General features: G+C 60.0%; 23 protein-coding genes and 1 tRNA gene. 9 read left to right on the top strand and 15 right to left on the bottom strand.

What is annotated here, in order from left to right:
• Positions 1–209 precede the first annotated feature (209 nt).
• The gene (locus tag N434_RS08570; protein ID WP_110757146.1) at positions 210–1,100 is read left to right on the top strand and encodes an NAD-dependent epimerase/dehydratase family protein; all 891 of its coding nucleotides are present in this window, start codon (positions 210–212) and stop codon (positions 1,098–1,100) included.
• A 10-nt stretch (positions 1,101–1,110) separates the two neighbouring features.
• Here N434_RS08570 and N434_RS08565 read toward each other — a convergent pair whose 3' ends face one another.
• The 3 genes from N434_RS08565 to N434_RS08555 are packed head-to-tail and all read right to left on the bottom strand — an operon-like array spanning position 1,111 to position 2,425.
• Positions 1,111–1,719, bottom strand: coding sequence for an ATP-dependent Clp protease proteolytic subunit (locus tag N434_RS08565; RefSeq protein WP_065115786.1), 609 nt, complete (start codon positions 1,717–1,719; stop codon positions 1,111–1,113).
• A gap of 41 nt (positions 1,720–1,760) precedes the next feature.
• Complete coding sequence (locus N434_RS08560; RefSeq protein ID WP_065115787.1) at positions 1,761–2,114, bottom strand: SRPBCC family protein; 354 nt, start codon at positions 2,112–2,114, stop codon at positions 1,761–1,763.
• Positions 2,111–2,425 carry an ArsR/SmtB family transcription factor gene (locus tag N434_RS08555; RefSeq protein ID WP_110757144.1) on the bottom strand — a complete coding sequence of 105 codons (315 nt, stop codon included), beginning with the start codon at positions 2,423–2,425 and terminating at the stop codon, positions 2,111–2,113. The genes N434_RS08560 and N434_RS08555 overlap by 4 nt, the downstream gene beginning before the upstream one ends.
• Before the next feature lie 159 nt (positions 2,426–2,584).
• On the opposite strand from N434_RS08555, the gene N434_RS08550 reads away from it, so the two are divergent.
• The gene (locus N434_RS08550; RefSeq protein ID WP_110757142.1) at positions 2,585–4,141 is read left to right on the top strand and encodes a phospholipase D family protein; all 1,557 of its coding nucleotides are present in this window, start codon (positions 2,585–2,587) and stop codon (positions 4,139–4,141) included.
• A gap of 16 nt (positions 4,142–4,157) precedes the next feature.
• Here N434_RS08550 and N434_RS08545 read toward each other — a convergent pair whose 3' ends face one another.
• The 3 genes from N434_RS08545 to N434_RS08535 all read right to left on the bottom strand — a co-directional run bounded on the left by N434_RS08545 (position 4,158) and on the right by N434_RS08535 (position 10,630).
• Complete coding sequence (locus tag N434_RS08545) at positions 4,158–4,991, bottom strand: response regulator (protein ID WP_003524770.1); 834 nt, start codon at positions 4,989–4,991, stop codon at positions 4,158–4,160.
• 163 nt (positions 4,992–5,154) lie between these two features.
• Positions 5,155–7,668: a GcvT family protein gene (locus tag N434_RS08540; RefSeq protein WP_110757140.1), complete on the bottom strand. Its 2,514-nt coding sequence runs from the start codon at positions 7,666–7,668 to the stop codon at positions 5,155–5,157.
• A gap of 349 nt (positions 7,669–8,017) precedes the next feature.
• Positions 8,018–10,630 carry a mechanosensitive ion channel family protein gene (locus N434_RS08535; RefSeq protein WP_110757139.1) on the bottom strand — a complete coding sequence of 871 codons (2,613 nt, stop codon included), beginning with the start codon at positions 10,628–10,630 and terminating at the stop codon, positions 8,018–8,020.
• A 147-nt stretch (positions 10,631–10,777) separates the two neighbouring features.
• Here N434_RS08535 and N434_RS08530 point away from each other — a divergent pair, with 147 nt between their 5' ends.
• Together N434_RS08530 and N434_RS08525 are read left to right on the top strand one after the other, a co-directional pair.
• Entirely contained in the window at positions 10,778–11,032 is a 255-nt protein-coding gene (locus N434_RS08530; protein WP_065115791.1) for a GlsB/YeaQ/YmgE family stress response membrane protein, read from the top strand.
• 154 nt (positions 11,033–11,186) lie between these two features.
• A tRNA-Lys gene (locus N434_RS08525) sits at positions 11,187–11,262 on the top strand.
• A gap of 169 nt (positions 11,263–11,431) precedes the next feature.
• Here N434_RS08525 and N434_RS26225 read toward each other — a convergent pair.
• Complete coding sequence (locus tag N434_RS26225; protein ID WP_502695774.1) at positions 11,432–11,566, bottom strand: UCP034077 family protein; 135 nt, start codon at positions 11,564–11,566, stop codon at positions 11,432–11,434.
• 370 nt (positions 11,567–11,936) lie between these two features.
• On the opposite strand from N434_RS26225, the gene N434_RS08515 reads away from it, so the two are divergent.
• The 3 genes from N434_RS08515 (at position 11,937) to N434_RS08505 (ending at position 13,097) form a co-directional block, all read left to right on the top strand.
• A complete protein-coding gene (locus N434_RS08515; protein ID WP_065115792.1) occupies positions 11,937–12,179 on the top strand; it encodes a hypothetical protein in 243 nt (80 codons plus the stop codon).
• A gap of 211 nt (positions 12,180–12,390) precedes the next feature.
• Entirely contained in the window at positions 12,391–12,615 is a 225-nt protein-coding gene (locus N434_RS08510; protein WP_110757137.1) for a hypothetical protein, read from the top strand.
• Positions 12,616–12,908: 293 nt separating this feature from the next.
• Positions 12,909–13,097: a hypothetical protein gene (locus N434_RS08505; protein ID WP_110757135.1), complete on the top strand. Its 189-nt coding sequence runs from the start codon at positions 12,909–12,911 to the stop codon at positions 13,095–13,097.
• Positions 13,098–13,272: 175 nt separating this feature from the next.
• Here the strand turns inward: N434_RS08505 and N434_RS08500 are convergent, their stop codons facing one another.
• On the bottom strand, positions 13,273–13,524 hold the full coding sequence (locus tag N434_RS08500; RefSeq protein ID WP_046798386.1) for a hypothetical protein: 252 nt from the start codon (positions 13,522–13,524) through the stop codon (positions 13,273–13,275).
• 151 nt (positions 13,525–13,675) lie between these two features.
• Entirely contained in the window at positions 13,676–13,834 is a 159-nt protein-coding gene (locus tag N434_RS25740) for a hypothetical protein (protein ID WP_181423918.1), read from the bottom strand.
• A 360-nt stretch (positions 13,835–14,194) separates the two neighbouring features.
• Here N434_RS25740 and N434_RS08495 point away from each other — a divergent pair, with 360 nt between their 5' ends.
• Complete coding sequence (locus N434_RS08495; RefSeq protein ID WP_065115795.1) at positions 14,195–14,629, top strand: PACE efflux transporter; 435 nt, start codon at positions 14,195–14,197, stop codon at positions 14,627–14,629.
• Between the two features lie 30 nt (positions 14,630–14,659).
• Here the strand turns inward: N434_RS08495 and N434_RS08490 are convergent, their stop codons facing one another.
• From N434_RS08490 to N434_RS08470, 5 genes are all read right to left on the bottom strand, one after another.
• Positions 14,660–15,628, bottom strand: a complete 969-nt coding sequence (locus tag N434_RS08490) for an alpha/beta hydrolase family protein (protein ID WP_110757238.1) — start codon at positions 15,626–15,628, stop codon at positions 14,660–14,662.
• 104 nt (positions 15,629–15,732) lie between these two features.
• Complete coding sequence (locus N434_RS08485; protein WP_181423917.1) at positions 15,733–16,326, bottom strand: ABC-type transport auxiliary lipoprotein family protein; 594 nt, start codon at positions 16,324–16,326, stop codon at positions 15,733–15,735.
• Positions 16,327–16,353: 27 nt separating this feature from the next.
• Positions 16,354–17,724, bottom strand: coding sequence for an MlaD family protein (locus N434_RS08480; RefSeq protein ID WP_065115797.1), 1,371 nt, complete (start codon positions 17,722–17,724; stop codon positions 16,354–16,356).
• Positions 17,725–17,731: 7 nt separating this feature from the next.
• Positions 17,732–18,568, bottom strand: a complete 837-nt coding sequence (locus tag N434_RS08475) for an ABC transporter ATP-binding protein (protein WP_110757131.1) — start codon at positions 18,566–18,568, stop codon at positions 17,732–17,734.
• A gap of 10 nt (positions 18,569–18,578) precedes the next feature.
• Entirely contained in the window at positions 18,579–19,739 is a 1,161-nt protein-coding gene (locus N434_RS08470; protein WP_110757129.1) for an ABC transporter permease, read from the bottom strand.
• A gap of 143 nt (positions 19,740–19,882) precedes the next feature.
• On the opposite strand from N434_RS08470, the gene dgcA reads away from it, so the two are divergent.
• Entirely contained in the window at positions 19,883–20,866 is a 984-nt protein-coding gene (gene dgcA, locus N434_RS08465) for an N-acetyl-D-Glu racemase DgcA (protein WP_110757128.1), read from the top strand.
• Between the two features lie 286 nt (positions 20,867–21,152).
• Here dgcA and N434_RS08460 read toward each other — a convergent pair whose 3' ends face one another.
• Entirely contained in the window at positions 21,153–21,992 is an 840-nt protein-coding gene (locus N434_RS08460) for a UDP-2,3-diacylglucosamine diphosphatase (RefSeq protein ID WP_181423916.1), read from the bottom strand.
• Between the last annotated feature and the right edge of the window lie 157 nt (positions 21,993–22,149).

The raw sequence follows: 22,149 nt of genomic DNA, 5'->3' as shown, positions 1-22,149 counted from the left end.
CTCGCCCAGCTGCCGTCAGATTGCGGAGAAAGTACCGAACGCTCTCTTCCGTCATGCTCGGGCCTGTCCCGAGCATCTGCAACGTCTCGATTTTACTGGACGTGATTAGATCCTTGGGACAAGCCCAAGGATGACGTCGCGTATGAGGGCAGGTTACGATCCCCCTCAATGGGCCTCGTATTAGCTATGTCGATGGAGAGCGGAACATCATGCGGATAGTGCTGACGGGCAGCTCCGGCCGGGTTGGCCGCGCGATTTTCAGCGCCCTGGCCGGCAGGCACGATGTCACCGGCATGGATCGCGCCCCCTTTTCCACCACCCATATCGTCGGCGATTTCGCGGACGCGGCGCTGTTGCGCTCCGCTTTCGAACAGGCGGATGCGGTGATCCATACGGCAGCGCTCCACGCTCCGCATGTCGGCATGGTTCCGGATGCGGAATTCCAGCGCATCAATGTCGAGGGAACCCGCATGGTGGCGCAAGCGGCGATGGCGGCGGGCGTGCCACGGCTGGTCTTCACCAGCACCACGGCGCTTTATGGACGCACGGTGTCCGCAGGGTCCTGCACCTTCATCGATGAAGAGACGCCGCCCCGGCCGAAAAGCATCTATCACCGCACCAAGCTCGAAGCCGAACGGATGCTGGAGGAAATGGCAGGCCCGCATCTCGCCGTGCGCGTGCTGCGCATGTCCAGAAGTTTCCCGGAGCCCGCCGACGTGATGGCGGCTTACCGGCTGCATCGCGGCGTCGATATGCGCGATGTCGCCGATGCCCATGTGCTGGCGCTGACCAATGCGGGAGGCGATTTCCAGCGCTATATCATATCGGCAACCACGCCGTTTTCCGCTGATGACTGCGACAGCCTCGCCAAGGATGCCGCTTCCGTTCTCCGGCAGCGGACGCCGGCCCTCTCCGAAGCTTTCGCGCAGCGGGGATGGACGTTGCCGGCAACGATTAACCGGATCTATTCGCCCGCCCGCGCCGCAGAGGGGCTGGGCTGGACATCCCGCTTCGGCTTCGGGGAGGTGCTTGCGCAATTGGACCGACGCAGTCTGGAGGTCCTGCCTGTGGGCGCCGATATCAGCAGGAAATCCGAATAAGCGTCCGGCCTTATGCCGCGACATCCTCACGAACGCCCAGAATGCGATCGATCAGGCCCCATTCCAGAGCCTGCTCCGCCGTCATGAAAAAATCCCGGTCCATGGCCGCTTCGAATTTTTCATAACTGCGTTTGCAATGTTCGGAATAAAGCCGCGTCATGCGGTGCTTGGTCTGCTTCATCTCTTCGGCATGGATCAGCATATCCGACGCCTGTCCCTGGAAACCGCCCAGCGGTTGATGAATGTGGATGCTGGCATTGGGAAGGGCGCTCCGCTCGCCCGGTTCACCCGCCATCAGCAGAAACGATCCCATGGAACGGGCCGTTCCCATGCAGAGCGTATGAACCGGTGCGCGGATATAGTGCATGGTGTCATACATGGCGAGACCGCTGGTCACCACACCGCCCGGCGAATTGATGTAGAGATGGATCGGCTTCTTCGGGTTTTCCGCCTCGAGAAACAGCAATTGCGCGCAGACCAGCGCTGAAACCGTATCGTTCACCTCGCCGTTGAGGAAAATGATCCTTTCCCGCAACAGGCGGGAATAAATGTCGAAAGACCTTTCTCCCCTTGACGATTGTTCGACTACCATGGGGACGAGTTGCATCGCTTCGCGCATCGGCGAACTCCTGTCGTTGAGATGTCGGGGAACGTTCCGGATCAGGCCGCGAGCTTGATCGGCGAACCGTTGTGGTTTGCAGCGGCCTTTATCATCCGGCCGGTATTGACGGGCAGGTCATGAATAATGCGCAGGCTGGTGCCACCTTGGGCATTCGCGGCGATCCTGAAGGTGACCGTGCTTTCCAGAAATGGCGGATTATCCTCGCGCAGCCGGTAGCGCACCTCCTCACCGGGCTTGATATCAATCGCCTCCGGTTCCGCCAGTTCTTCTGCCGGCAACCATATGGCGCGGAACGCCGGAATACTGATCGCCCGCCACACCTTCTGCGGCGGTTCGTCCAGATCATATTCAAGCTCGATGGCATCAGGTGCTTCCGGCTTTTGCCTGTTCATTGATCCATATCCTTCAGCAAGAGCTTCAGAGCCTCAATGCGCTGCGGCCAGTAGGTGCGGTATTTGCCAAGCCATGCCGCAATGCGGGTCAACCCTTCCGGATCGACCTCGTAATTGACGAAACGGCCCTGACGCCGTTCAACCACCAGCCCTGCCCCGCGCAGCACCGAAAGATGCTGCGACATGGCCGGCTGGCTGATCTCGATACCTTCGCGCAGGGCGGAAGCATTCATGGCGCCATCCGCCAGCTTTTCGAAAATGGCGCGGCGCGTCGGATCGGCCAGCGCCCGGAAAATATCATTCTCTGTCATGACAACACATAAGCACACACTTATGTGATTCACAAGCCCTTTCGGCGCGTGGAAAACGCGCCTTTTTCACTCCGATGGCAGGAGGTGCCGTGAACACTTTATCCGCTCGCGCGTTTTCATCCCGCCTGATAATCTTCGGGCCGGGAGCGATCAAAACAAGTGACTGCATTTACGGTCTTCATCGTCATTCTTCTCATGGTCATCGGGCCGAGCCTGTTCGTCGTCATCGGCAAGCAGCGGGAAAAGGCCATTCCCAAGCGCCCTTCCGCCGCCCTGCCCCTTGCCGAAGACGCGACGACGCTGGACCGGCACTGGCAATCGATCAGGAACGGCTGGAACGAGAAGAATGCGCTCTGCCTGCTGCATTCCAACCTCGATGCCTTCGCGGTGCGCGTGGCGGCGGCGCGTGCCGCCGGGCGCAGCCTCGATCTGATGTATTACATGTGGAATGCTGACCTGACCGGGCGGCTGATGATGCGCGAAGTCATCGCCGCCGCCGATCGCGGCGTGCGCGTGCGCCTGCTGCTCGACGATCTCGGCGTTTCCATCTCCGACCGCATCTTCCACGCCATCGACAGCCATCCCAATATCGAACTCCGACTGTTTAACCCCACCCGGGCGCGGGAAAACATCCTGCATCGAAGCATCGAACTGGTGCTGCGCTTCCGAAGCGTCAACCGGCGCATGCACAACAAGGCCTGGATTGCCGATGGCCGGGCCGTGATCGTCGGCGGGCGCAACATTGGCGACGCCTATTTCGACGCCGCCGAGCGGGCGAATTTCCACGATTTCGATATTCTCGGTTTCGGCAGGATCGTCGCCGACGCCACGGAAATCTTCGACGATTACTGGAACAGCGCCGTTTCCGTGCCAGTGCGCTCGCTCCTGTCACGCAGGCCGAGCAAACTCGCCAGATTGCGGCGCGAACTCGATGCCCTGCCGAAAAGCGAAGCGGCAAAACCCTATCTGGAGCGCGTCAAAAGCCAGTATGGCCGCGACCATTTCCTGATGTCGGACCGTCTGCACTGGGTCGAGGCGGCGGATATCCTCGCCGACCCACCGGAAAAGGCGGCGGGCAAACGCCGCAAGGGTCATAACTTCCTGATGGAAAGCCTGCTGCCCTTGCTGCAGGCCGCGGATGAGAGCCTGCACATCACCTCGCCCTATTTCATCCCCGGCAGAGAGGGCATGGAGATTTTTCTCGATCTCGCCGAACGCGGCGTATCGCTCGCCATCCTCACCAATTCTCTGGCCGCAACGGATGTGGCGGCCGTTCACGCCGGTTATGCACGTTATCGCAAGCCGCTTCTGCTGGGTGGCGTGCGCCTGCATGAATTGCGCTCGCAGGCGGATCAGCCGAGTTTCACCCTGCGCGGTTCGGGACAGGCAAGCCTGCACACCAAGGCCTTCACCCGCGATGGCAGGACCGGTTATATCGGTTCACTGAATTTCGACCCGCGCTCCGCCTCGCTGAACACGGAAATGGGCGTGGTTTTCACCTCGCCACCGCTGGTGGCCCGCATGGACGAAATATTCGCCGAAGAAATTCGCCGCACGATGAGCTTCGAACTGAATGTCGACAGCGCCAACCGCATCATCTGGATGACGGAAGAACAGGGCCGGACAAGGACATACCGACGCGAGCCCGACGCCGCTCTCAGCCGCCGCATCGTTGCCGGCATCATGCGCTTCCTGCCGCTGGAATCGCAGCTTTAGCGGGGAAAGCCTGGGCTCAGGCCGCCGGCCTTACCCCCGCTTTCGCCAGCTGTATCTGCACCAGCGTATCGAGGTTCTGGTTGACGCGGCAATAAAACTCCTCGTCGATGAAGGGCCGCAGCATGAAATCATTGCCGCCCGCCTTCAGGAACCGCGCGGAAAGCAGCCGGTTGGTGGAGGAAGACACGCCGATGATGCGCAGTTCATGCGACCCGCGCACGGTGCGGATGCGCCGCGTCAGTTCGAAACCGTCAATATCGGGCATGTTGTAATCGGTCACCACGAGGCCGATATCGGGATTGGCCTTCAGGATATCGAGCGCCTTCGCACCGCTATCCGCCAGGCTGACGCGGAAATTATAACGCTTGAGACGGCTCGAAAGCAGCGCTCGCGCCGTCGGGCTGTCATCGACGATCAGCACATGGTGGCGGTGGTTGGTGAGAAAGCGGCAGACGGATTCCGTCAGCATATCCACGGCGAAAATATTGTCCTTCAGGATATAATCGACCACATCCTTGGCGATCAGCGTTTCGCGCGTCGCCTCATGAAAGGTGCTGGTGAAAACGATGGTCGGGATCGAAAGATCGATCAGATATTCCAGCGCCTCGCCCTTTTCCGCCCCCGGCAGGTTGATGTTGGAAATGGCAAGCGTCACAGGCTCCGGCGAATGTTCGTAACAGGCCTGCAATTCCTCGAAATTGCGGCACACTTCCACGGTAACGCCCAGCAGTTCCTTCAGGCGCATGCTCACCATCTGGGTGAACACATTGGTATCTTCCGCCAGCAAGATGCGGCTGTTGGTAAAAGGCACGCCAGAATATTGCATGCCCGTAATGCCTAGAAAATTCATTCTGCCCCGATCCCCCATCGTATGTCAGGGAAAGATAGCAGGCTCATTTTTCAGAATGATTAATAACACTTTTGCCGGAAAAGCAGTTGAGCACATGCTTACCTAAACGGAAATACGGCCCACGAGGGGCCGTATTCCAAATTTTGGGAGGGGATATTTTGTCTCAGGCGCGCAGAAGCGCATTATCCGTATCGAACGGGCTTTCTTCCACCACTTCGGCATCATAGGAGGCGCCGAGAATGCGGATCTTGAGCTTGGTGCCCACGGCCGCATATTCCGGCTTGAGCATGGCGAGCGCGATTGATTTGCCGAGACGCCAGCCGAAACCGCCGCTCGTCGCGCGGCCCGCAAGCGCGCCGCTTTCATCGAAGATCGCTTCCGAACCGCGCGCATCGACATCCGTATTGCCAGACACGGTGAGCGTCGAGAACACCCATTTCACCCCGGCTTCCTTGTAGGCCACCAGCGCATCGCGGCCGATGAAGCTCTTCTCCGGGCGCAGGAAGCGGTCGAGACCGGATTCATAGGCGTTATATTCGACCGAAAGCTCACGTCCCATGTTGCGATAGGATTTTTCGAGCGACATCGACACCATGGCGCGGATACCGAAGGGCTTGATGCCGAATTCGGCGCCCGCTTCCATCAGCCGGTCGAAGATGTAGTTCTGCATCTCGATCGGGTGGTGCAGTTCCCAGCCAAGCTCACCCACGAAGTTGACGCGCAGCGCATGCGCCGTCGCCACGCCGACGGAAATCTGCCTGCCGGTGAGCCAGGGGAAATCCTTGTTCTCAAGGCTGGTGCGGGTCAGCTTCTTCAGGAGATCGCGCGACTTCGGACCGGCAAGCACCAGCACGCCGTATTTCTGCGTGATCGGCTGCAGCACCACGGAACCATCGGTGGGCGCAAGGCGGCGCAGCACGTCATGGTCATGCGCTTCGAGACCACCGGCCGAAACCATGTAGAAACGGCCCGGCGCCCATTCATAGACCGTGAATTCCGCCTTCACGCCGCCATTCGGCGTCAGAAGATGGGTAAGCGCGATACGGCCACGCTTCTTCGGCACCGCATTGGCGAGAATGCTGTCGAGCCATGCCCGCGCACCGGGGCCGGAAACCTCCATCTTGGCGAAGGCCGACATATCGAGCACGCCGACATTCTGGTGGACATTCTTCACCTCGTTGCCGACATGTTCGAAATAGTTCGAGCGACGGAACGACCATTTCTCGACGATACGGCCGTCATCCAAAGCCGGCGCATGGTTGTGGCTGGTGATGACATCGGCACCCACGCCGAGATCTTCCTCGCGCAGCGCATAACCTTCCGGCGCATACCAGTTGGCGCGCTCCCAGCCATAGACAGAGCCGAAGACGCCGCCGAGCTTCTTCAGACGGTCATAAACCGGTGTCGTCTTCAGCGGGCGGGCGGCGGAGCGCTCCTCATCCGGGTAATGCATGGTGAAGACGTTGGCATAGGCTTCCTCATTCTTGGCGATGAGGTAACCTTCCGTCGCGTAAGGACCGAAGCGGCGCGGATCGACACCCATCAGGTCGAGTGTCGGCTCACCATCGACGATCCATTCGGCCAGCTGCCAGCCGGCACCGCCGGCAGCGGTGATGCCGAAGGAATGGCCTTCGTTCAGCCAGAAATTCTTCAGGCCCGGTGCGGGGCCGACAATCGGGTTGCCGTCGGGCGTATAGGCGATAGCACCGTTATAGACCTTCTTGATGCCCACTTCGCCGAAGGCCGGAACGCGCACCATGGCGGTTTCGATATGCGGCATCAGGCGGTCGAGTTCCTCCTGGAACAGCTCATATTCGCTGTCATCGGAGGGACCGTCGACATAACAGACCGGCGCGCCGACTTCATAAGGACCGAGGATCAGGCCGCCCGCTTCCTCGCGCATATACCAGGCCGAGTCGGATTCGCGCAGCACGCCCATTTCCGGCAGGCCCTGGCGGCGGCGCTCCTGAATGGCCGGGTGCGGCTCGGTGACGATATATTGATGCTCGACCGGAATGACCGGAATGTTGATGCCGACCATCTCGCCGGTCTTGCGGGCAAAGGAGCCCGTGCAGGAAATGATATGCTCGGCGACGATCTCGCCCTTGTCGGTCGTCACCTTCCAGTGACCGTCTTCCAGCTGCTCGATAGCGGTGACGGTCGTGTTGCGATAGATGGTCGCCCCGCGATCACGCGCCCCCTTGGCCAGCGCCTGCGTCAGATCGGCAGGCTGGATATAACCGTCATCGGGATGCTGGATGGCGCCAAGCAGGCCGTCCGTCTCACAGAGCGGCCAGATTTCCTTAACCTGTTCCGGCGTCAGCATGTTGACGCGCACGCCGATGGTCTCGGCAATGCCGGCATAATACATATATTCGTCCCAGCGGTCCTTGGTGCGGGCGAGACGGATATTCGAGACCTTGGAGAAACCGACATTCATGCCGGTCTCTTCCTGAAGCTCCTCATAGAACTTCACGGAATATTTGTGAATCTGGCCGACCGAATAGCTCATGTTGAACAGCGGCAGAAGCCCGGCCGCATGCCAGGTGGAACCCGAGGTCAGCTCCTTGCGCTCGATGAGCACGCTGTCGCTCCAGCCCTTTTTGGCCAGATGATAAAGCGTCGAAACGCCGACGACGCCGCCACCGATCACCACCGCCCGTGCATGTGTCTTCATTTACAGAACCCCTGAAAAGCGCCGGCCTTGCCTTGTTCCGCCGACATTGGATGGGAGGAATATGAAGCGCTTGCGGGTTGTTCAGCCGCCTGATTGCGACATGGCCATAGGGTGCTGCGACAGGCGTGAAAATGCGGAGCATGCCGGACGAACGTTGCACAGCTCTGCCGCTCCTTGCCGTCTCCTCACCGGGGAGAAGGTGGCCCGAAGGGTCGGATGAGGGAGTAACGTTGCCGGATTTCGCAGAGCTTGCCCCCTCAACCCGCTGCCGCGACCTTCTCCCCGGCGGGGAGAAGGCGACAAGCGGCGAGCCCCTGCCCGGAACTCAACGTCCACAAGCAACAGCGATCTACGCTTTCGCGCCGGGTTTCTCCTTCGGCTCAGTCGGCTTCTCGCTCTTCAAGGCCTCTTTCTCCGGCGCTGCGGCACCCGTATGGGCCACCACCGCTTTGTCACCCTCCTCCGAAAGCAACGCCGCCAGCATCTGCGGGTTGGCGTCGCCTTCCACGTGGATGTTCAGGTTGCGCTGCGGGAACGGAATGGCGATCCCCTCGTCGCGGAAACGCTGCAGGATTGCGATCCTCAGCGCATTCTTCACGCCAAGCCCGTTCGACAGATCGGCGAGATGGAAACGCAGCTCGAAATCCAGCGAAAAATCGCCGAAGCGCAGGAATTCCACATGCGGTTCGGGGTTGCGCAGCACCGGCGGCTGGGCACGCACGAGTTCCAGAAGAATATCCATGACCTGCTGCGGATCGGAATCGTACGCCACGGAAACCGGGATTTCCGCGCGCATGATGCGATTGCGATGCGTCCAGTTGCCGACCGAGGAATTGACGAACTCCGAGTTCGGCACGATGATCGACTGGCCGCGAAAGGTCTCGATCTCGGTCGCGCGCACGGAAAGCCGCTTGACGGTGCCTTCCGTGGTGCCGGTCACCACCCAGTCACCCACCTTGAAGGGGCGCTCCACCAGCAGGATAAGGCCGGACACGAAGTTTGACACGATGTTCTGCAGGCCAAAACCGATACCGACCGAAAGGGCGGAGGCGACCAGCGCCAGGCTGGAGAGGTTGAGGCCGGCGGAGGAAACGCCGAAGATGGCCGCAACGGCGATGCCGAGATAACCGATGCCGGTCTTGACCGAGTTGCGCACGCCGGCATCCACCTGCCCGCGCGCCATGACGTTGTTGTCCAGCCACCTCTGGAACCAGCGGGTGATGATATAACCGATGGCGAAGACCAGGACACCACCGAACAGACCGATCAGCGAGATGGAGGCATTGCCGACGGTGATGCCGGTCAGCAGGCGATAGGCCCAACTTTCGATATCGCCCGGCTGGAAACCCCAGGAAAACAGGATGAGCGGCACGCCGAAGGCCAGTGCCACGGCATAGATGCCGAGGCCCGCGGCAAGGCCGGCCTGATCGAGCGCAACCACACCGAGACCGAAACGCCGCGCGAAGTAACGACCGGCGAGAGATTCCGCAAAGGCGCCCTGCCTCGAAATCGCCTTGCCGGAGAGAATGCCGATATACATCGTCGCCAGCACCGCGCCGGTGGCGACGATCTGCGTGGCAAGGAAACGCGCAAGACCGACATAACCCGTCAAGCACGCGCCGATGAGAATGAGACCGCCGACACGCAGCAGAATGACCAGCCAGCGCGGCAGCCGCTGGTTGCCGGTGTCGTAATCCTGCCCCTCCCCGATCACCGGCCGCAGGAACGATACGGTCAACAGTATGATGCCGATGATGATCGAGGCAACGAAACTCTTGGCGACGGTGACGATCAGCGGCGAATAGAGCGTCTCGCTGATCGTGCCGAACAGATAATCGAGACCGTTGACGAGCGCCATCAGGAGCACCGCCGAGGACAGCGTATGCGCGCCCTTGTTGGAAACCTGCAGCAGACGCCACTCCGGCTGCGTCGGCGCAAAGATCGCATAGCTCAGCCGCGAGACGAAATAAACGAAGCCCGTGATCGCCATCGCCCCGAACAGGATCGGCGCTATGTCGGACCGCAGCACGTTGAAATTATCGAGGAAGAACGCCGAGGTGACCAGAAACAGCAGCAGCGACAGCGACTGCACCATGGTCGACCAGAAGGCCACCGAAAGCCTTCTGAGATAGGAAGGCTCCCCCGTAAAGGCGCGCCGGTCCATGCGGCTGCCGAAAAAGCGGTAACCGCCGACCAGAAACAGCAGCGCCGCCATGATCGACAGCGTCACGGCGCCGAACATCGGCAGCCGCTTGTAGTTCCACACGAAACCCGCCCAGCTGCTGAAGGCGTTGTTGAGATTGGTAAGCTCCGTGACAAAGGCGGAGGATGCGTCACCCAGCGTCTGCGCCGAAATTTCGGTGCGCTTGAACAGGGTGGCGGCAAAGAGCGCCCGGCGAATTGCGGTGATATTGTTGGAAATCTGCGCGGCATTGGTGGAAATGCTCTCCACCTCGCCGGCAATGGCATTCACTTCCGCACGCTCCGCCGTCAGCCGGGCGCGCTCCTCCGTCACCATGCTCGCTTCCGGCGGCTGGCCTTCGGCCGGCGGTTCGCCAAGGGCTTCGAGGCGGGTCTTGATCTGGTCCAGCCGCGTGCGCAGCTTGGTGTTGCTCGCCGCCGCATCGGCGGCGATGCCGTCGGCCCGGCCTTTCAGGTCGACCAGCTGGACGTCATCGCTGCCGCCCGCCTCCACCTGCCCGGCAATGGCCGCGACATCGGACTTCCATTTGTCGAGATCCGTCCTCGCCTGCTCGACGGTGGAGGCCTGGATAACCACCGGAGCGGGGTTCGCGCCATCCTGCGCCGAGACCGGCATCGTGGACAGCAGGAAGGCGCAAAGAAGGGAAAATCCCGCCAGCAGCACCGCAGCCACGGCGCCGTCTCGCCGCCATGCACCCCGCCGCTCGCCGAGCACCCGCCCGCCATACATCAATCCGCCGAACATCAACCGCACATCCATGCCTTTCGTCTCTTCACGCCGTCTCAGGCTATTTAGCGCCTGCCGCGCGGAAAACCACCCGCAGAAAGCGAGGTTTTCGGGAGTTTACCTTGCTTTTCACCACGAGAATCATCACCTTTGATAGTGCAGCAAACATGGGAGGAAATCATGGAATCTGCTGGTATTGGCTGGATCGCAGCTATCATCATCGGTGGTGTCGCCGGGTGGCTCGCCGAACAATTCATGAAAAGCAATATGGGTGTTTTCATGAACATCCTTCTTGGAATCGTCGGCGCGATCGTCGCCAACGCCATCCTGTCGGTGTTCGGAATCGTTTTGACGGGCTGGCTCGGTTACCTCATCGCCGGCTTCATCGGCGCCTGCATCCTCATCGCCATCGGCAGAGCTTTCAGACGTGGCTGAACAAAAGGAAAATCCGTAAAACCCCGGATTTCCAACCTTTTCCAGCGCGACTGAAATTTTTTCGTCACAAAAATCGAAGAAATTTCATTTCCGCGCTGGACAAGCCCAAACTTCCCCTTTATACGCCCCCTCACACCGCCACACGGTGCCGGTCGGGTGATTAGCTCAGTTGGTAGAGCAGCTGACTCTTAATCAGCGGGTCGTAGGTTCGAGCCCTACATCACCCACCAATCTTTCTTTTGATGACAATATGTTGCAATGCTTACTTAAAGCATTGCCTTGGCGTTCGGGCCTATACTATAGCCCATCGCCGGCAGCACCTGCACAACAACAAACAGCACTTGTCGCCCACAATACCGCATCACGCAACCGCGCCGGTGGCACAACTGGCCGCAACGTCTACAACTTCGTTTCCGGCGCGCTTCTTGCCCCAATGAAGCGCGGCTCCAATGGCCGACCGGCAATACGGCTCTCGAATTCCTCCGTGAAAGGAACGGGCGCGGCCTGCTTTACCGCGTCGATGGCGGAATCGATAAAAGCCTGCCGTCACGAGCTCTCTTCCTGAGGGCGTGCGGCGATGACGACCACCTTGCCCCGGATCTGCCCGTCCTTGTGCAGAATGAACCGCAGCGTCTGCAAATACGACATGCGTTTCGAATTCCAGGGCAATGCGCTGGAGGACCTCGAGGACACGCAGGACCTCTGCGAACTCGGCGAATATACCATTACCGAATAAATGGGAGGCAATGCGGCCCTGCCCGATAAAGGCGAGGCTGGCAGCAGCGGACGGCCCTGACACGACCGCCGTCCCTCAGCGGCAATGAAGCCGCGGAAAACCACGGGGAACGATGATTATAGACGCTGCCGCGCCGCCCTCGTCCGCAAAGCTGTCTCAATCATCCCTATGATTGGCGCCATGAGATTGATCGTCAACATATTGCTGTTCGTCCTCGGCGCGCTCGGGAGCGGGATATGTGCGTTTCTATTGTCGGGAGCGCTTGCCGATTCCGGGCTGCTCGGTTCCTGTTTCGAGGGAAACTGCGCTTATGCGGCGCTTTTTATGGTGTTTCCTGTCACATGGTTCGTGGTCTTTGCCCTTTATGTCATGGCCCTGTTGATATGGCGGCGTAAACCCTTCCGTAATTGACGGCTTTGAAAAAAGCGCGGGGCGGCCTCATCGCCACCGCACGTTCGTTGACAGCGATCAGCACTTGCCGTTAACTCCGCCTGCTGGGGATTCGCTGCCAGTGATATGCGGGCCTGCAGGGCATAACCCGATATCACCGGCCTCTGAATGTGCATGTTCCGATTTGCGTTTCGCGTTTGCTGGGCATGACGGAAAACAGGGAGACCAAAGGATGCGGGCCGCAATCAATTCCCCGTCGCTGTCGATCGACACCATGAACTACCAGGCGGAATGCCAGTTCGCGCTGGAACCCTCCATCCAGGGCCTTATTGAAAAAGCCGAAGATGCCGGCTGGAACCGCCAGCAGGCCGCACTCGCCATCGTCGCGCTTGCCAGCGAACATGTCACCGACATGCTGTCGGCCCTCGCCGCACCGGATCAACGCCCCCTGTCCTGATAGCCCTCCTCCCGCCGGAGCGGATCAGCGCCCGGCACCGTCAGCATTATTCCAAAAATCGATCGAGTCGGCCGGAGCGTCCCACGTCGCATCCGCTGAAATCCTCATGGCTGCGCGGCATCCGCGATGCAAGCCGGGTTCACCGCTGCGCAGTCTCCAGCTTCTCTCCCGCCCGCCGCATTCCTGAACGGCCCCGGCTTCAGGGCGATCGACGATCCGTCGACACCCCTGCCACACTGTTGACACAAGCACCCAATAATGAGAACATATAGTGAACATTATGGAGGTCAGCGATGAACACAGCAGACGCAGCCATAGAAAACGCCCTCTCCGTGGTCGCCCGTTCCCGTGACATGCGGGAGCGCGCGCTGGAGCGGCGCCGCGAATTGCAGCGACGGACGGAAGTCATCATTACCCGTCCGCTTTATGTGCTGAAAAAGAACGAGGGACCGCGTCAGCTGTCGCTGAAACTCGACAGCTAGCCATATCCTCCCAAAGGGCAGCATCACCTGCGGCGAAACCGGCGCCGGCAGAATGGCCCGGACCGGAAACCGCGCGACGACAGATCGTTCGCCGTGTCATGTTGCCCATAGATAAAATCCCGTGCGGATGACATCGCGCACGGGATTTTCTGAATGAAGAGGTCATTGCCTTGTCTTATTGCATGCGTTGCATTGCGGCTTCGGGTTCACCGGTCGTCGCAACCGTTGCCGCAGGAAGGCGGTCGGTCTTTTTCAGGATGACGACTGGCTTGTCCACCGGTTCCGTCGGCGGAACGATGCTTGCAGTTTTGAATTCACGGTCGACGGCAGGAACGGAAGCGTTGATCTTTTCATGACCCGCGCATTCCGCAAGCGCTGCACTGGCGGAAAAACCAAAGACAGCGGCGATAATGAGAACTGATTTCATGTCATTCTCCCTTCGCTTTTATGGCAATCTCCAGTCTATGTGGAGACGAACCGGATTGAAAATCACACTTTAGAGACATCTAAAGCACTCGATCATTTCGGCAGTCGTCGTCATTGATGTGCAAGTAAACGGCTGGACGGTATCCTCGCCCTTATTTTTTCCGCACATCCAGCGAATTTTGGCAAAGCGGCCTGCGAAATATCATCGCCACGTAACTTCCCTTGAGGGAGATGAGGCTTGGCTTGTAAATTGAGACCTTTGCCGTGTTGGCGGCCTTTATCGTTCTTCCATCAGAGGAATTCTGCTGCATGGCACGCCTCCTTACATGAGCGATAACGAAAAAACGCCGGTCTTGTTCCGCGCTGCGGTTTCGTTGCGAACGAGAAAGGGCAAGACGTCACTGCTCGTTTCTTCTCCCCGCCGGAAAGAAGATGGCCCGAAGGGTCAGATGAGGGGCAATCTTGCCGGATTTCGGAGAGCTCGCCCCCTCATCCCGTTGCCGCGACCTTCTCCGCGGCGGGGAAAAGAAACAGGCGGCGCACTCCCAATCCCATCCATCCCCCACGCTTGAAAATTCCGCCCAAAACCTCTATATGCCTCATCGCGAGGACGACCTCGGCCATCATGGCGACAGCATGCGGGACGGCCCGGTCACATACCGGAGAATAAATTGCGTTCCCTGCCCGATCGTATCCGCCATGCGCTCAGCTTCGAAATCATCGGCCTTCTGCTCATCGTGCCGCTTGGCGCGCTTGTGTTCCATATGCCGATGGAAGATATCGGCATTGTCGGCCTCGTCAGTGCCACCCTCGCCACCGCCTGGAACTATCTTTACAATCTGGGCTTCGACCACGCCATGCAGCGCCTGAAGGGCACGACGTTGAAAACACCCGCCATCCGCGTCGCCCATGCCATTCTGTTCGAACTCGGCCTGCTGATCGTGCTCATGCCCTTCATCGCCTGGTATCTCGGCATCAGCCTCGCCCATGCTCTGGTGATGGATATCTCGTTTGCGCTGTTTTACGTGGTCTACGCTTTTGTCTTCAACTGGAGCTACGACCGGATTTTCCCGCTGCCGGAATGGCAGTCGCAGGATGCCGTCTGATCGACGGGCACGGCTGAAAACGGCAGGGTTTCAGCGCAGCGAGGCCCTGAAAAAGCTGACGACATCGGCGTTGAAACCGCGATGAAACTCTGCCCGGTCGAAACCGGGCACATCGCTGCAAACCTGCGGCAAAGCTTTTGCCATTTCTGCCGGGCAAGGCGCGATGAACGAGAAATGCCCTGCCCCCTTCACCGTCCGGTAGTCCGGTTTCTTCGGCAGTTCATCGCGCAATCTCGCAATATCCTGCGGCACAATGCCATCACCGCCCTGTTCCGAACGCCACAGCTGGACAGGAATACCGATATCTTTCAGATTTTCAGCGCCGGGAAAGGCATTGAGCGGGTCCGCAAGAACCGCGGCCCTTACCCGCTTATCGTGAACCCGGTCTTTCGCAACAGCGCTTTTGTCCCGCATCTGCGCGCATATCGGCGCCTGCTCGTCCGGGCATGGCAATCTACTGTTTAAAAAATCCGGCACGCCGCCGGCAAGCACCAGCGCCGTGTAACCGCCGCGGGAAAATCCGAAGACACCGATCCGCCCGGCATCGATGACGCCGGCCTCTTTCCAGCCCGCCAGCATATGATCAAGCAGGCGCACAATATCAGCCGGCCGGTCGGTCAGCGCGGAAAGCTCGCCTGCCCGCTTCATATCGATCGCATTATCGCCGGGATGATTAAGCGCCGCGACGATGAAACCGGCATCCGCCAGCGCCGCCGCCGTATCGCGGTGGCTGAAATATGTGCCGGCGAAACCATGGGAAATGACGATAAGCGGATATTGCCCGTCAATGATCGGGCAATCGCGCACCGCAGGCAGTACGAAGGGACCGATACGGCTTTCCACCGGCGCTGTCGCACAGGGCGACCAGACCGCCGCCCTGATGGGAGCTTTGCCATCAGTGGATGGAACCTCGATCAACCGCAAGCCGGCGGCCGTGGCAGCGCTCGTCCCGGAAAGAACGGAAATCAGAAGAAGGCAACACACCACCAGGAATCGCATCAGAAACTCGCGGATCGAAAACATGGAGCGCAAGGCCGGTCATCGACCAGCCCTGCCCGAAACATAAGGCAATTTCTTATATCGCTGACGACCGGCGCGAAGGCTTAAAGCGACTTCAGCGTCCAGGCCACGATCTCCCGCGTCGCCACGGCAAAGGCCTGATCCAGCGCCTTCACGAAATTGGCGTTGCCGGAGCCGCTGACACGGGCGCTGGCGCGGAATACTTCCTGCGCCTTCACCGTGCCATTGCGGTCGTTCAGAAGCTTCACCGACATTTCGATATTGGCGATGTTTTTCGCCGTATCCACCTCGAAAGCGCGGATATCGGTGACGACCTGGTAGTCGATCGCCAGCCCCTGCCCCGGCCGACCGACGCCGCCGAGCTTGCCGGTATCTTCGAAAGCTTCCACGAGCTTGGACTGCACCATGCGCGGCAGGCGGTCGCTCCATTGCGAATTGCCGAGATATTGCACTTCCGAACCGGAAAGGCGCACCACGATATTCTCGCTGTCCAGTGCCTTCAGCGCGGTCGGATCGGCGATCAGCAGCTGCCGGCTCTTGAGCGAAGGTCCCTGCGCAACAGCCGCAGACGACACGGAGAGATCGAACGTATCGTTCTTCGGCGCACCCGCGCAGCCCGTCATCAGGGCGGCAAGCAGCGGCACTGCAAGAAGGGCACGGCGCTTCTGGTCGGTCATCGATCGTATCATTGGCCCATACCCCTCTTAACGCCTTGTTCTGCCGTCATATTGTTTCACGGTTTCGCCGCCGAAAATCAACCGCTGCGGATCGCGGTCGATATTGGTGATGGCATTGTTGAGATTGTCGACCGTCTGCCGCGTGCTGCCAATCAGCGCCTGGAAATCTTTCAGGCCAGAGCTGGAGAAGCGGGTCAGATTGTCGGCAATCGGCCCGATACGGGCATTGAGATTGTCGGCCACGGCCTTGAACGAGGTCAGCGTCTCGCGCGCCTTGGCAAACAGCGAATTGGCGTCATCGGTGCCCAGCATGCCGTCCACCTTGGCGAGAATGCCGTCAACACGGCTGGAAGCGAGGTTCAGCTTGCGACCCATGTCGGTGAAGTCGGAAACCGCCTGATCGATATCGGCGCGGCGGGCACCGACATCATCGGCGATCCGCTTGAAATTCGCCACGGCGTCACGCGCATCGGCGGTCGCGGCGGAAACATCGCCGACCACGGTGCTGACCTTGGCGGGATCGACGGAGGCCAGAAGCTCATCCGCGCGCTTCACCACGGTCTGCACTTCCGTGCTCGCCGCCTCGAAATTGCGCGCCGTGCTCTGCACCGTCTCCATGATGCCCTGAATATCGCTGGAAGCCGACGCGACATCCTTCGTCACCTTGTCGACATTCGACAGGATGGAATCGATCTTGCCGGCATCCACCGCCTTCACCAGATCCTCGATGGCGGTCAGCGTGCCGTCGAGACGCACCGAGACAGACTGCACGGTGGTGGAAAGCGAGCTGAGGCTTGCAATGAAATTCTTGATGCCATCGGAATTGGCCGCCAGCGCGTCGGAGAATTTCTCGGCGTTACGCACCGTCTGCGTCAGCGGGCCACGGGCGTCCTGCACGAAGCCCTGCAATTCGCCGATGGCGCCGTCCGCACGCTTCAAGATCTTGTCGGCGGTGGCAAGCAGGTTGGTGACGCTGGAAAGATCGGCCGTCAGTTCCGCGGGAACGCCGGTCTCGGCGGATTTCTGCAGAATACGCTCACCATCCTTGTTGCCGCCGGAAAGCTCGATATAAGCAGCGCCCGTCAGGCCCTGAATTTCAAGCACGGCGCGGGTCGAAGGGAAAACCGGGGCATCGGCCTGCACCTCGGTAAAGGCGATGGAATAGGCCGGATCGTCGCGGTCGATGGCAAGCCCGCGCACGGTGCCGACAGGAATGCCGTTAAAGCGCACCGGCGAGCCGACAGAAAGGCCGTTGGCGGAGCCGGGAATACGCACGACAAGCTGCGCCGTCGGGCCGCCACGGCCGAATTCCGCCATCCAGTACACGAAGCCGAATGCGGCGGCGATCACGATCAGCGTGAAAATTCCGACTATGGTGTAGTTCGCCTTGGTTTCCATGCTTCTGTTACTCCACCGGATTTTCGTGTTTGCCGTCCGGAAGAACGACAGAGCGTGCCCGTTTGCCGCGGAAATAGGACTGCACCCACGGGTCGTCGCAGGCGAACATGTCCTGCAATGTCCCTTCCACCAGCACCTTCTTCTGGCCAAGAACCGCAATACGGTCACAGACGGAGAACAGGCTGTCGAGGTCGTGCGTCACCATATAGACGGTCAGGCCGAGCGAATCACGCAAGCGTGCGATGAGCATATCAAATTCCGCCGCCCCGATGGGATCGAGGCCGGATGTCGGCTCATCGAGGAAGACGAGGTCGGGATCGAGCGACAGCGCCCGGGCAAGGGCTGCGCGCTTGATCATGCCGCCGGAAAGCTCGGAAGGATACTTGTCGCCCGCATCGGGCTTCAGCCCCACCATCTCGATCTTCAGATAGGCGAGCTCGTCCATCAGCTTCTTCGGCAGATCGAGATATTCCCGCATCGGCAGCTGGATGTTTTCCTTCACCGTCAGGCCGGAAAACAGCGCGCCCTGCTGGAACAGCACACCGAGCCGCTGGTCAAGCATCATGCGGTCGTCTTCACTCGCCTTGTCATAGTCAGTGCCGAGAATGCGGATCGCGCCCGCCTGCCGTGGCAGGAGCCGCAAGATCGCCCGCATCAACACGGATTTGCCCGCGCCGGAGGGACCGATGAAGCCGAGGATTTCACCGCGATAGACATCGAGATCGAGATTTTCGAGCACGTTGCGGCCGTTGAAACCAACGGTCACGCCCTCGACGGAAAGCACCACCTCGCGGCCGTCTTTCCCGGTCCTGATCTGTTGCTGTGTCTGGTCTTGCTGCTCCAACGCGCCCTCCCTAAAAATCGATGGCTGCGTAGAAGATGGCGAAAAGACCATCGACCAGAATGACGACGAAGATCGACTTCACCACCGAGGAGGTGACGTGCTGGCCGAGCGATTCCGCCGAACCGCCCACCTTCATGCCTTCCACCGCCGCGACGATGCCGATGATGAGCGCCATGAACGGCGCCTTGATCATGCCAGCAGCAATGGTCGATTCCTCGACCGCGCCATGCAGGCGTGACAGGAACACCTCGAAAGTGATGCCGGAATAGGCAAAGGCCACGATGGCAGCACCAAAAAGCGCTGCAAAATTGGCGAGAATGGTCAAAAGCGGCAGTGCGATGGTGAGCGCCACCAGCCGTGGAAACACCAGCACGCCCACCGGGTTGAGGCCGATCACCTTCAGCGCGTCGATTTCCTCGCGCATCTTCATCGAGCCGATTTCCGCCGTGATCGCGCTGCCGGAACGGCCGGCGATCATGATCGCGGTCAGAAGCACACCGATTTCGCGCAATTGCAGAATGCCGACGAGATCGACGACAAAGACTTCCGCACCGAAATATCTGAGCTGGAACGCGCCCTGCTGGGCGATGATCGCACCGATCAGGAACGACATCAGCATGATGATCGGCACGGCGCGCACGCCCATATGGTCGATCTGGTTGACGATCGCCGCGGGCGATACGCCGCGCCCGCGCCCGAGCTTCATCTGCGCGCCGCGCACGGCGGAGCCGAGAATATACATGCCCGCCAGGAAATCCGCGCCGTTCTGGATGACGGCCTGACCGATCGGCGCAAAAATACGCTCCACCAGCCCCGGCCTGGCGACGGGCTCGGCCTGCATCTCCGCCTTGTCAGGCAATTGGCCGATGACGTCCTCGATCCGGTCGTTGCCGGTGAGCGTTACAGTCGCGCCGTTCGCCTCCAGATCCTTGCGCAGGCGCTGGATGATCCAGGCACCCGTCGTGTCGATGGCTTCGACAGCGGAAAGATCGATTTCGACGGAACCGCCGGATTTGCTTTTTTCAATCCTGTCGAGGCTCTCGAAAATGCCGGAGAGATTGCTGTTGCGCCAGGAGCCGCTCATGACATAACGCAAGCCGCCGCCGGAGACGGAACCGTCTTCGGTGATTGCGGCCGGGTTCGCCTGTTGCCGTGTGTCCTGTTCTTGCATAATGCTCCGAGCGAGTGCAGCCGTCACGAGATTCTTAAAGGTTTCATAACGTTTTGGCCTCCGGCAAGCCACAGTGACGGCTGACAATTCGTGATAAATTTGGCGTCATGTGTCTTTTGCCGCCCAATCGGAAGTGAAAAAATATGCCCCGTTACCTGCAAGCCACAACAGAACGCTTCCCCGTCGCCGGCAGCTTCACCATCTCACGCGGCACCCGCACGCATGCGGATGTCGTAACGTGCATCATCCGCGAAGGTTCCTTCACCGGCAGAGGCGAATGTGTGCCCTATCCGCGTTACGGCGAAAGCATCGAGGGTGTTCTTGCCGATATCGAAGCGATGGCCGAGCGGGTCGCCGCCGGCCTGACGCGGCAGGAATTGCAGCTGGCAATGAAGCCGGGTGCGGCCCGCAATGCGGTGGATTGCGCGCTCTGGGACCTCGAGGCCAAGATCAGCGGCAGGGGCGCCGCCGAGCAAGTTCTCGGACAGGCGGCAAAACCGCTTGTCACAGCCTATACGATCTCGCTTGCCGACCCCGAAACCATGGCCGCGAAAACCGCGGAGAATGCAGGCCGCCCGCTTCTCAAGATCAAGACCGGCACCACTGACGACGAAGCCCGCCTGCGCGCCGTGCGCGCCGCAGCACCCGATGCGCGTATCATCATCGATGCCAATGAAGGCTGGAACGATGATAATATCGAATATTATCTTGGACTTGCGGCGGAACTGAAGATATCGCTGATCGAGCAGCCGCTGCCGGCCGGCAAGGATACGATCCTTTCCCGCATCGATCACCCGGTACTGATCTGCGCCGACGAAAGCGTGCATTCCACAAAGGATCTCGCCGGCCTGCGCGACCGTTACGATGCGATCAACATCAAGCTCGACAAGACCGGCGGCCTCACCGAAGCGCTTGTCATGAAAACGGAGGCCGAACGGCTCGGTTTCACTATCATGGTCGGCTGCATGCTCGGCACCTCGCTCGGCATGGCACCTGCTGTGCTGGCAGCCCAAGGCACGGCCTTTGCCGATCTCGACGGGCCGCTGTTGTTGGCGCAGGATCGGGAGCCTGGGCTGGTTTATGAGGGTTCGCTGGTTTATCCGGCACGGCCGGAATTGTGGGGATAGAACTCTCGCCAAGGGTCCGCACTGGGTTGGTGTCGAGAGGCTACATTCGCACCATCTCTCCGGTGCCTCACCGGAAGGTTACTAAGAAGGCTCTAAAGCCTCACCTCCGTCATGCCGGACCTGATCCGGCATCCAGCCACGGCGCGTCTGCGCCGTGAGAAATAGGTCTTACGCGATCAAAGACTTGATCGCACTGGATCCCGGCTCAGGGCCGGGATGACGGTATGCGGATGCTACAATTTTTGCCAAACACTTCGTTTACAGGTGAGCCTACCATCCGCCCAAATCAGGCCGCGTGCTTGCCGATCAACCCCGGAATATTCACCGGTTCCATTTCATCCGAAGCATGTTCAGCGGTGGCGTCGCTGGTCTGCATCCAGGTGATCAGCTCGAAGCTGCCATCGGCGTTTTCGGCGATCGCCGTGCAGCTTTCCACCCAATCGCCGGTGTTGATGTAGCGAATGCCGTCCATGTCTTCCATGACAGCATGGTGAATATGGCCACAGATCACGCCGTCGACATTGTTGCGCCGCGCCTCTTCGGCCACCACGCGCTGGAATTCGCCGATGAAGTTGACGGCGTGCTTGACCTGCAGCTTGGCCCAGGCCGAAAACGACCAGTAAGGCAGGCCGATGCGGCGGCGCACGGCGGCAATGGCGATGTTGATGGCGATCGCCGCGTCATAGGCCCAGTCGCCGAGATAGGCGAGCAGGCGGGCATTGCGCACCACCACGTCGAACTCGTCGCCATGAATGATGAGGTATTTCTTGCCGTCGGCCGCCTCGTGGATCATGCGCTCGGCCACTTCGATGCCGCCGAAATGCATGCCGGGGAATTCCCGCAGGAACTCATCGTGGTTGCCGGGAATATAGACGATGCGCGTTCCCTTGCGGGCCTTGCGCAGGAGCTTCTGCACCACGTCGTTGCAGCCCTGCGGCCAGTACCAGCTGCGGCGCAGGCGCCAGCCGTCGACGATGTCGCCGACAAGGATGATCGTCTCGGCTTCGTGATACTTTAGGAAGTCGAGCAGGAAATCCGTCTTGGCCGCCTTGGAGCCAAGATGAATGTCCGAAATGAAAAGCGTTCTGAACTGTCTGGTTTCGATTTGACCGGCCACGGATTTCATCCCCCTGTTCGGTTGCGTCCCTGCGGCTTTCTCACCTCTCAGAACCAGACTCGTGTTTCAGCAACATGACAGAGACGGTTTTTTGTATGGAATATGACGAAGCGCTTCACGAAAACGCGAATAAGCCATGCGCGCATTTGCATGAGCACGGGGCAAA

This window comes from Rhizobium sp. UGM030330-04, assembly GCF_003208455.1.
In the GTDB taxonomy this organism is placed as follows: Bacteria; Pseudomonadota; Alphaproteobacteria; order Rhizobiales; family Rhizobiaceae; genus Agrobacterium; species Agrobacterium rhizogenes_A.
The sequence above is the reverse complement of the archived record's forward strand: the minus strand, read 5'-3'. Positions and strand labels throughout refer to the sequence as shown.

What these genes read in the sequence shown, in the direction of transcription:
- N434_RS08570 (WP_110757146.1), top strand. Translation starts at nt 210, where the DNA reads ATGCGGATAGTGCTGACGGGCAGCTCCGGCCGGGTTGGCCGCGCGATT.
- N434_RS08565 (WP_065115786.1), bottom strand. Translation starts at nt 1,719, where the DNA reads ATGCGCGAAGCGATGCAACTCGTCCCCATGGTAGTCGAACAATCGTCA.
- N434_RS08560 (WP_065115787.1), bottom strand. Translation starts at nt 2,114, where the DNA reads ATGAACAGGCAAAAGCCGGAAGCACCTGATGCCATCGAGCTTGAATAT.
- N434_RS08555 (WP_110757144.1), bottom strand. Translation starts at nt 2,425, where the DNA reads ATGACAGAGAATGATATTTTCCGGGCGCTGGCCGATCCGACGCGCCGC.
- N434_RS08545 (WP_003524770.1), bottom strand. Translation starts at nt 4,991, where the DNA reads ATGAATTTTCTAGGCATTACGGGCATGCAATATTCTGGCGTGCCTTTT.
- N434_RS08540 (WP_110757140.1), bottom strand. Translation starts at nt 7,668, where the DNA reads ATGAAGACACATGCACGGGCGGTGGTGATCGGTGGCGGCGTCGTCGGC.
- N434_RS08535 (WP_110757139.1), bottom strand. Translation starts at nt 10,630, where the DNA reads ATGGATGTGCGGTTGATGTTCGGCGGATTGATGTATGGCGGGCGGGTG.
- N434_RS08530 (WP_065115791.1), top strand. Translation starts at nt 10,778, where the DNA reads ATGGAATCTGCTGGTATTGGCTGGATCGCAGCTATCATCATCGGTGGT.
- N434_RS08515 (WP_065115792.1), top strand. Translation starts at nt 11,937, where the DNA reads ATGATTGGCGCCATGAGATTGATCGTCAACATATTGCTGTTCGTCCTC.
- N434_RS08510 (WP_110757137.1), top strand. Translation starts at nt 12,391, where the DNA reads ATGCGGGCCGCAATCAATTCCCCGTCGCTGTCGATCGACACCATGAAC.
- N434_RS08505 (WP_110757135.1), top strand. Translation starts at nt 12,909, where the DNA reads ATGAACACAGCAGACGCAGCCATAGAAAACGCCCTCTCCGTGGTCGCC.
- N434_RS08500 (WP_046798386.1), bottom strand. Translation starts at nt 13,524, where the DNA reads ATGAAATCAGTTCTCATTATCGCCGCTGTCTTTGGTTTTTCCGCCAGT.
- N434_RS25740 (WP_181423918.1), bottom strand. Translation starts at nt 13,834, where the DNA reads ATGCAGCAGAATTCCTCTGATGGAAGAACGATAAAGGCCGCCAACACG.
- N434_RS08490 (WP_110757238.1), bottom strand. Translation starts at nt 15,628, where the DNA reads ATGCGATTCCTGGTGGTGTGTTGCCTTCTTCTGATTTCCGTTCTTTCC.
- N434_RS08485 (WP_181423917.1), bottom strand. Translation starts at nt 16,326, where the DNA reads ATGACCGACCAGAAGCGCCGTGCCCTTCTTGCAGTGCCGCTGCTTGCC.
- N434_RS08480 (WP_065115797.1), bottom strand. Translation starts at nt 17,724, where the DNA reads ATGGAAACCAAGGCGAACTACACCATAGTCGGAATTTTCACGCTGATC.
- N434_RS08470 (WP_110757129.1), bottom strand. Translation starts at nt 19,739, where the DNA reads ATGCAAGAACAGGACACACGGCAACAGGCGAACCCGGCCGCAATCACC.
- dgcA (WP_110757128.1), top strand. Translation starts at nt 19,883, where the DNA reads ATGCCCCGTTACCTGCAAGCCACAACAGAACGCTTCCCCGTCGCCGGC.
- N434_RS08460 (WP_181423916.1), bottom strand. Translation starts at nt 21,992, where the DNA reads ATGAAATCCGTGGCCGGTCAAATCGAAACCAGACAGTTCAGAACGCTT.